Source organism: Streptomyces sp. NPDC032161 (assembly GCF_040636995.1).
Lineage (GTDB): Bacteria > Actinomycetota > Actinomycetes > Streptomycetales > Streptomycetaceae > Streptomyces.
Window position 1 is genome coordinate 23,695 of sequence record NZ_JBEZVN010000049.1, and the last position, 8,750, is coordinate 32,444.

General features: G+C 72.5%; 4 protein-coding genes. All 4 read right to left on the bottom strand.

Annotated features, from left to right (window positions below; all coding sequences use genetic code 11):
• Window positions 1–15: 15 nt before the first annotated feature.
• The gene (locus AB0E67_RS33680; protein ID WP_362034159.1) at window positions 16–3,108 is read right to left on the bottom strand and encodes an amino acid adenylation domain-containing protein; all 3,093 of its coding nucleotides are present in this window, start codon (window positions 3,106–3,108) and stop codon (window positions 16–18) included.
• Between the two features lie 81 nt (window positions 3,109–3,189).
• Window positions 3,190–4,017: a hypothetical protein gene (locus AB0E67_RS33685; RefSeq protein ID WP_362034162.1), complete on the bottom strand. Its 828-nt coding sequence runs from the start codon at window positions 4,015–4,017 to the stop codon at window positions 3,190–3,192.
• A 177-nt stretch (window positions 4,018–4,194) separates the two neighbouring features.
• Complete coding sequence (locus AB0E67_RS33690; RefSeq protein ID WP_351635626.1) at window positions 4,195–4,956, bottom strand: alpha/beta fold hydrolase; 762 nt, start codon at window positions 4,954–4,956, stop codon at window positions 4,195–4,197.
• Window positions 4,953–8,750 (bottom strand): beta-ketoacyl synthase N-terminal-like domain-containing protein (locus tag AB0E67_RS33695; protein WP_362034165.1); only part of this gene is annotated, 3,798 nt, incomplete at its 5' end. The genes AB0E67_RS33690 and AB0E67_RS33695, both read right to left, overlap by 4 nt.

Consider the following 8,750-nt stretch of genomic DNA (forward strand, 5'->3'; position numbering starts at 1 on the left):
ATCTCCATGTCTTTCTCAGGCTCCGGCTTCGAGATGCTCGGCCATGGCGAGCGGGGTGGGATAGGCGAACAGGTCGGTCAGCCGCACCGGCACGCCCAGCGTCTTCTCGATGCGCTGCACGAGCTGCGCGCCCAGCAGCGAATGCCCGCCGCTGTCGAAGAAGTTGGCGTCCGGCCCGATGTCGGTCCGGCCGAGCGTGGTCTGCCACAGGGCGAGCAACTGCCCGGCTGTACCCGACTGGGCCTCCGGCGCGGCCTCGGCCGCCGCGCCGCGCTCCGAGCGGCGCTGCTCCGCGAGACGGGTCAGCGCGAGATGGTCCCGCTTCTCGTTGGCGGTGGTCGGCAGGGACTCCAGCACCACGATCTCCTGGGGTACGGCGGCGGAGGGCAGCAGGGACCGGACATGGGCGGTCAGCCCGGCCGTGTCCAGCTCGGCCGAGTCGTCCGGGGTCTCCACGAAAGCGACCAGGGCCGCGTCCGCCCCGCCCCGGCCCACCACCACGACGGCGGCATCCCGCACGCCCGGATGGTCGAGCAGCACCGCCTCCACCTCGCTCAGCTCGATGCGATGGCCGCGCAGCTTGATCTGACGGTCGGTCCGGCCCAGCAGCTCGACGCTGCCGTCGGGCCGCAGCCGGGCCAGATCGCCGGTGCGGTAGTGGCGCCCGTACGTGGGATGGTCGCGGAAGTGGTCCGCCGTCAGCTCGGGGCGGTTGTGGTAGCCCAGCGCTACACCCGCCCCGGCGATGCACAGCTCGCCCTGCACACCGACCGGCAGCTCACGGCCGTCCGGGTCGACCACGAACACCCGGGTGTTGGCGATCGGGCGGCCCACGTTCACGCGGGTCACCTCGGCCGGCACCGTGCCCGAGGTGGACCAGATTGTCGTCTCGGAGGGGCCGTACACATTGAGCAGCGAGCCGCCCGAGGCCGCGAGGGTGCGGGCCAGCGCGGACGGCAGCGGTTCCCCGCCGCAGACCAGGCGCCTGCCCGCGAGCCGGCCGTCGGCCGCGTCGGCGACGACACGCCAGGTCGTCGGCGTGGCCTGCACGATGCCGACATCGTGCGCGACCACCTCACCGAGCAGGGCACGGCCATCGGTACGGGCTTCGTCGGAGGCTACGACCAGCCGCCCGCCGCAGACCAGCGGCAGGAACAGCTCCAGCGCGGAGATGTCGAAGGCGAAAGTGGTCAGCCACAGCACGGAGTCCTCCGCGGTGACCTTCAGCTCCTCGGCGAAGTGCTGCACCACATTGGCGAGGCTGCGGTGGCTGATCAGGGTGCCCTTCGGCTTCCCCGTCGAACCGGAGGTGTAGATCAGATACGCGCAGGAGTCCGGATCGGGCCCGCTCGCCGGGGAGTCCGGGAGCGGCCCGTCCTGCGCGACCGGCCCCAGCGGCAGCACACGCGCCCGGACCCCCTCGGGCAGCTCCACGCCCGGCGCCGTGAGCACCGCCTGCGCCCCGGAGTCCTCCAGGACGTACGCCAGACGCTGGGCGGGGTGTTCCGGATCGACGGGCAGATACACCGCGCCGGCCAGCCACACCCCCAGGGCCGCGGCCGCGAGTTCGAGCCCGCGGGGCGCCGCGAGCGCGATGATGTCACCGGCCCCGACACCGGCGTCTGCCAGGACGACCCGGGTGTGTTCGGCGGCCCCCCACAATGCGGCGTACGTCGTCCTGCGGCCGCCGCCCACGACGGCAGGCGCGGATGGCGCCAGCGCCACCCGCTCCCGCACCGCCGTGAGCACGTCGGCCGGTTCCACCGGGCGCGCGGTGTCGTTGGCGGCGGCCAGGACCGCCAGGTCGGAGGGGCCGGCCAGCGGGAGTCCGTGCATCGGCAGGTCCGGCCCGTCCGCGGCCGCCAGCAGCAGCGACTCGAAGCGTTCGAGCAGGCCCTGCACGTCCGTCCGGTCCAGGATCTGCGTGTAGTACGCGGCCCGGATGGTCACCCTGTCCGCGGAGGACAGGAAGAAGAACTCGAGGTCGAACTTGCTGAACCCGTTCTCCACGGGCAGCCTGCGGGCCGTGGTGTCCGCGAGCGGGAAGGTCGTACGGCCTTCGTCCGGAACGTAGTTGAACAGATGCCGGAAGACGGTGTTGCGCCAGGAGACGCCTCCGTCCCTGCGTAGTTCCGGCGTCAGGATGTCGACCGGGACATCGGCGTGGGCGACCGCCCCGAGGAACGCGTCGCGGGCCGTGCGCACCAGGTCCCGAAAGCCGCCGCCGAGGTCGACGGGGATGCGCAGCGGCAGGGTGTTGACGTGGTAGCCGACGGCCCTGGACGCCTCCCGCGCCCGGACATTGACCGGGGTGCCCACCACCAGGTCGGGCCCCGAGCCGTGCCGGGCCAACAGCAGCCCGTACGCGGCCAGCAGCACCACGGCCTCCGGCGCGCGCAGCTCCTTCTGCAGCCGGCGCAGCACCTCGGTCGCCCGCGGCGACAGATCGGCCGTGATCTGGTCACCGGTGAGGGTCGGCTCGGGCAGGTCCTCGCTGTCGCACCACAGGGCGAGCCCCGCGGCATCGGCCCCGGCCAGCTGCCCGCGCCAGTACTCCACGGCGGCCGGACGGGGAGCGGGCTCCCGGTACGGCGGCTGCGCGGTCAGCAGCTCGGCGGGCGGCGAGGCACCGGCCGCGAGCGCCGTGTACCCGGCCGTGAACTCGTCCAGCAGGACCGCGCCGGAGACCGTGTCGAAGACGAGGTGATGGACGGCCAGACAGAACGCGTCACCGTCCGCGCACCTCACCAGCGCGGCCCGCACCAGTGGCAGCCCGTCGATATCGAAGGGCCGCGCGATGAACTCACCCACGACAGAGGTGACTTCGTCTGGCTCCGCTTCCAGCTGCTCGACGTCGATCCTCAGGGTGTCGAGGACCTCCTTGGTGAGGCCCGCCTCCTCCTGCCGGAACATCGTGCGCAGGGCCTCGTGCCGGCGCAGCAGCAGGTCGACCGTGCCCTGGACCGCGGGGGCCGACAGAGCTGCGTCTGCCTGGAGGGCGACGGAGAGGTTGTTGACGCCCTTGACGGGCACCAGCTCGTCCAGGAGCCAGAGGGCGTGCTCCTTGCTGTCAGCCGGGAGGGACCGGGGTTGCGTTGCTTCTGGCATTCCAACCGTTCCGTAGATTCGCGTCCGTAGATTCGCGGGAATCCGCCTGTGGGGTATGCGGGTGCGGAGGCGCGTGGCTCCTCAGCCGCGCGTCTCCGTGCCGAGCAGCTCGGCCACCGTGCGGGTGACACCCGGGTCGCGCAGCAGATCGACATGCGGGACGTCCACACGCAGCTCCCGGCCCACGGTGATGTCCTGCCCGGCCCCGCGGGAGCCGTTCAGGCCGCTCGTGGGCGACGAGGACGTGACGACGACGGCCCCCCGCCACGCCGACAACGGGTCGATCGCTGCGGCCGCGATCAGATAGCCGACGAACGAGGCGAAGACCGCGGTGAACTCCGCCTGCCGCTTCTCGTCCAGCTCCAGCCGGTCGAAGACGGGCTTGGCGGTACGCCGGTACACATCGAGGAGTTCGGCACCCAGCGGGGCCATCTCGGTGTGCTGCTCATGGGCCCGCCGCGCCTCTGCCGCAGCCTGCGCGGTCTCCTCGTCGCTCAGCAGGGTGGACATGGAGTCGAGGACCTTGTGGAACTGCGAGTAGAGCGTCAGCGGGCCGGACTGCTCGGGGTCGAACAGCACGAGCGCGGGTGCCTGGCTCTGCCGGTCGGCGACGCGCTGCGCGATCGCGCCCGCGTAGACGCCGCCGACGCAGAAGCCGAACACCGCGCGGACCGGGCGGCCGTCGGCCGCCACCTCCTCCAGCCACCGCTCGACGGTACCGGTACCACCGGTACCGGTGCCCGCCTCCTGGGGAACTGTCTCCCAGATCGAGAAGGGCAGGTCGGCCAGACCCGCCGCGAGATCAGTGAAGCGGCCCTCGGCGCGGCCGGTGGCGTCGAAGTCCACGGCGAGCACCAACTCGTGCGCTTCCGCGTTCCCGAGGACCCGCCACGTCTGCGGTTCGGTCATGGTTCGGGCTCCCCTAAATGCATTGGAAAACAGTGCGTTTGATGTCGTTGTGGCCGTGGAAGCCGTGGAGAACGGTGAATTCGCGGTCACGCTATGTGCGCCTCCCGACCCGGATAACCCCTAGCCGACCCCTTGCGACCCCAGGTCGGCGCGGGTGGGCGACCAGCGCGGCCGTGCTCACCGGAACCGGTCCAGCTGCCCGGACAGCACCTGGGCGACGGCGTCGGTCTGTTCCGAGACGAAGAAGTGACCGCCGTGGAAGACCCGCAGGTCGAAGGGGCCGGTGGTGTGCTCCTGCCAGGCCCCGGCCTCCTCCACGGTGGTCTTCGGGTCGGTGTCGCCGGTCAGCGCTACGACGGGGCAGCCGACCGTCGCGCCCGGCGCTCCGCGGTACCGCTCGATCGCCTTGTAGTCGGCCCGCAGGGACGGCAGGAACATCCGCACGATGTCCTCGTCGTCCAGCGCCGCCTGCGCGGTGCCGTCCAGGGCGCGGATCTCCCGCAGCAGAGCGTCGTCGCCCTTGCGGTGCAGATCCTCGCTGCGGTGCCGGGACGGCGCCCGGCGCCCCGACACGAACAGGGAGACGGGCTTCACACCGGCCCGCTGCTCCAGCCGCGAGGCCACCTCGAAGGCGACGGACGCGCCCATGCTGTGCCCGAACAGGGCGAGCGGCTGGTCGGTGCCTACGGCCTCGACGACCGCCTCGAACGCGGCGTCGGCCAGCTCGTGCAGATCCTCGAACGCGGGCTCCTGATGGCGGTCCTGACGGCCCGGATACTGCACGGCCACCACGTCCAGCCGCCCGGCCAGCGCCCGGGACAGCGGGTGGAACGACGTGGCCGAGCCGCCGGCGTGCGGGAAGCAGACCAGGGTGACGGCGTCGGCGGGCGCCGACTGATAGCGGCGGACCCAGGGGCTCTCTGTACGTGTGGGGGTCATGACGCGGTCCTCTTCATCTCCTCGTGCAGATGCGCGGTGAGTTCCGCCGGCGTGGGGTGGTCGTAGATCAGCGTGGGCGGCAGGTCGATGCCGGTGACCTTGGTGAGCCGTCCGCTCAGCTCCACCGCGGTCAGCGAGGCGAAACCGGCGTCGAGGAAGTCCTGGTCGGCCGGCAGCGCGTACGGATCGGCGTGCCCGAGCACCGCGGACGCGGCGGACAGCACCGCGTCCAGCAGCAGCGCGGGCCGCTCCTGCTCGGACGCCCCGGCCAGAGCCTGTGCCAGGTCCCCGTCGTCCTCGGGCTCCGGGGCGTCCTCCAGCGTGCCGGCCGTAGCCCTGCCGTGGTCCCACGCCGCCAGCAGCGACAGCACGGCGTTGAGGGAGTCGGCCTCCTGGGCGGAGTCGACGTCGAGCAGCGAGGCCAGGGCACCGAGATCCCGGCTTTCGACGGCCTGCCAGAAGCGCCGCTCCAGGTCACCGCTGCGGGCCATCGGCGTCGAGGCCCGCGACACGGTCGGCCCCGACGGCAGCCAGTACGCGCTGCGCTGGAAGGCGTACGTCGGCAGATCGACCGTACGGGCGCCGGTGGGGGCGAACACCGCCTTCCAGTCCGGGGACACCCCATGGACATGCAGCTCGGCGACGGCCGTGCCCAGCGTGACGGCGTCGGCACGGTCGCGCCGCTGGACGGGCACCACCAGCGCATGACCGCCCAGGCTCTCGCGGGCCATCGGGGCCAGCACGGCGTCCGGGCCGACCTCGACGTACGCGGTCACGCCCTCCTTCTCCAGATGCGTGAGCTGATCGGCGAAACGGACCGCCTCCCGCGCGTGCCGCACCCAGTAGCCGGGGTCCTCCAGCAGCCCGTCGGCAGCAGTCTCCCCGGTGACGTCGGAGACGACGGGGATACCCGGCGCCCGATACGACACCTCACGCGCGACCGCCGCGAACTCCTCCAGCACCGGGTCCAGCAGCGGCGAGTGGAAGGCGTGACTGACCCGCAGCCGCTGGGTCCTGCGGCCCAGACCCGCGAAGTGCGCGGCGATCTCCTCGACGGCACTCGCGCGGCCCGAAACAACCACGGCCGAAGGCCCGTTGACCGCGGCGACCCCTAACTCGTGCGTCCGCCCGGCCAGCAGCGGCAGCACCTCGTCCTCCGCCGCCTGCAGCGAGGTCATGGACCCGTCGGCGGGCAGCGACTGCATCAGTCGGCCGCGCGCCGCCACCAGCCTGGCCGCGTCGGGCAGATCGAAGACGCCGGCGACATGCGCCGCGGCCAGTTCACCGATCGAGTGCCCCGCCAACAGCTCCGGCCGCAGCCCCCACGCCTCCAACTGCCGGAACAGCGCCACCTCTACGGCGAACAGCGCGGGCTGCGCGTACTCGGTACGGTCCAGCAGCTCCGCGTCCGGGGTGCCGGACTCGGCGAACACCACATCAGCCAGGGGCCGCTCCAGCAACGGACCGAAGTGCGCGCAGACCTCGTCGAAGGCCGCGGCGAACACCCCGGAGGAGGCGTACAGCTCCCGGCACATCCCGGCCCGCTGGGTGCCCTGCCCGGAGAACAGGAAGGCGACCCTGTGGCCGGTTTTGCCCGCACCCCGCACCACGAACGGCGAGTCCTTGCCACGGGCCAGCGCGTCGAGAGCCGCGAGCCGGTCCGCCGGGTCATCGGCCAGCACGGCACCCCGGTGCCCGAACGCCGACCGGGTCGTGGCCAGCGACAGCCCGACCTGCGCGGCGGTCAGCTCCGGCCGCTCCTGTACGAAGTCCCGCAACAGGGCTGCCTGCGCGCGCAAGACCGCCGCGCTCTTGCCGGACAGCACCCACGGCAGGACGACACCACCCGGCTCGCTTTCCGTGGCCGGGTTGTCGTCCGGCTCGGCGTGCTCCAGTACGACATGGGCGTTGGTCCCGCTGATACCGAAGGAGGAGACAGCCGCGCGATGCGCACGGCCCGTGTCCGGCCATTCGGTGGTCTCCGTCAGCAGGGATACTGCGCCGGAGTCCCAGTCGACGTGGGTGGAGGGTGTGTCGACGTGGAGGGTGCGGGGGAGGAGGCCGTGGCGCATGGCCATGACCATCTTGATGACTCCGCCGACGCCTGCGGCGGCCTGGGTGTGGCCGATGTTGGACTTCAACGAGCCGAGCCAGAGGGGATGTTCGGAAGTGTGGTCCTGGCCGTAGGTGGCGAGGAGGGCCTGTGCCTCGATGGGGTCGCCGAGAGTGGTGCCGGTGCCATGGGCCTCGACCACGTCGACGTCCGCGCCGGTCAGCCCGGCACTGGCGAGGGCCCGGCGGATCACCCGCTGCTGCGCGGGCCCGTTCGGGGCGGTGAGACCGTTGCTCGCGCCGTCCTGGTTCACCGCGCTGCCGCGGACCACCGCCAGCACCGGGTGGCCGTTGCGCCGGGCGTCCGACAGCCGCTCCAGCAGCAGGACCCCCGCGCCCTCGCCCCAGCCGGTGCCGTCCGCAGAGGCCGCGAACGCCTTGCAGCGCCCGTCGCGGGCCAGACCGCGCTGCCGGCTGAACCCGATGAAGGTGCCGGGTGTGGTCATAACGGTCACACCACCGGTGAGCGCCAGGGAGCACTCGCCGTTGCGCAGCGACTGCGCGGCCAGATGCAGGGCGACCAACGAGGAGGAGCAGGCGGTGTCGATGGTGATCGCCGGGCCTTCCAGTCCCAGGTGGTACGCCACCCGGCCGGAGGCGATGCTGCCGGAACTGCCGTTGCCGAGGAACGCCTCCAGACCCTCCGGCACCTCGGTCACCTGTGTGCCGTAGTCGTGGTACATGACCCCGGCGAACACGCCCGTACGGCTGCCGCGCAGGGTGCGCGGGTCGATACCGGCCCGTTCCACTGCCTCCCAGGAAATCTCAAGGAGCAGCCGTTGCTGCGGGTCCATGGCCAGGGCCTCGCGCGGCGAGATCCCGAAGAAGCCCGCGTCGAACCCGGCCGCGTCGTACAGGAATCCGCCTTCCACCGCGTACGTCGTGCCGGGGTGGTCCGGGTCCGGGTGGTACAGCGCCTCCGTGTCCCAGCCGCGGTCGTCCGGGAACCCGGAGATGGCGTCGCCGCCGGAGTGCACGAGCCGCCACAGGTCCTCCGGGGTGCGCACCCCGCCCGGATAGCGGCAGGCCATGGCCACGACGGCCACCGCGTCCTCGTCCTGGGCACCTTGCTGCGCCGGGCCGGCCACAGGGCCGGGCTCGTCGCCGAGGGCCTCGGTGACGATGTGCCGGGCCAGTTCGAACGGGCTCGGGTGGTCGAACACCAGCGTGGCGGGCAGTCGCAGCCCGGTGGCCGGGGCCAGCCGGTTGCGCAGCTCGATACCCGTCAGCGAGTCGAAGCCCAGTTCCTTGAAGCTGAGTTCGGCCTCGACGCCGCCCGCGCCCGCGTATCCGAGGATCGCTGCGGTGTGCTCCCGCACCAGGCCCAGCACCACCTCCACACGCTCGGCAGGCTCCAACTCGCCCAGCCGGGCGACCAGGGACCCGCCCTGCGACTCCGCCCCCTCCCGCGCGGCGGCACGGCGCACCGGGCGCCGGAACAGCCCGCGCAGCAACGCCGGTATGGGCCCCCCGTCGAGGGACCGCCCCAGGGCCGCGACGTCGAGCCGGATCGGCAGCAGATGCGCCTCACCCGACTCGCACGCCGCGTCGAACAACGCCAGCCCCTCGGCCGCGGACAGCCCGGACACTCCGTGGCGGGTCATGCGGTGGAGGTCGGTGTTGGTGAGGTTGCCGGTCATGCTGCTGCGGTCTTCCCAGAGGCCCCAGCCGAGGGAGAGTGC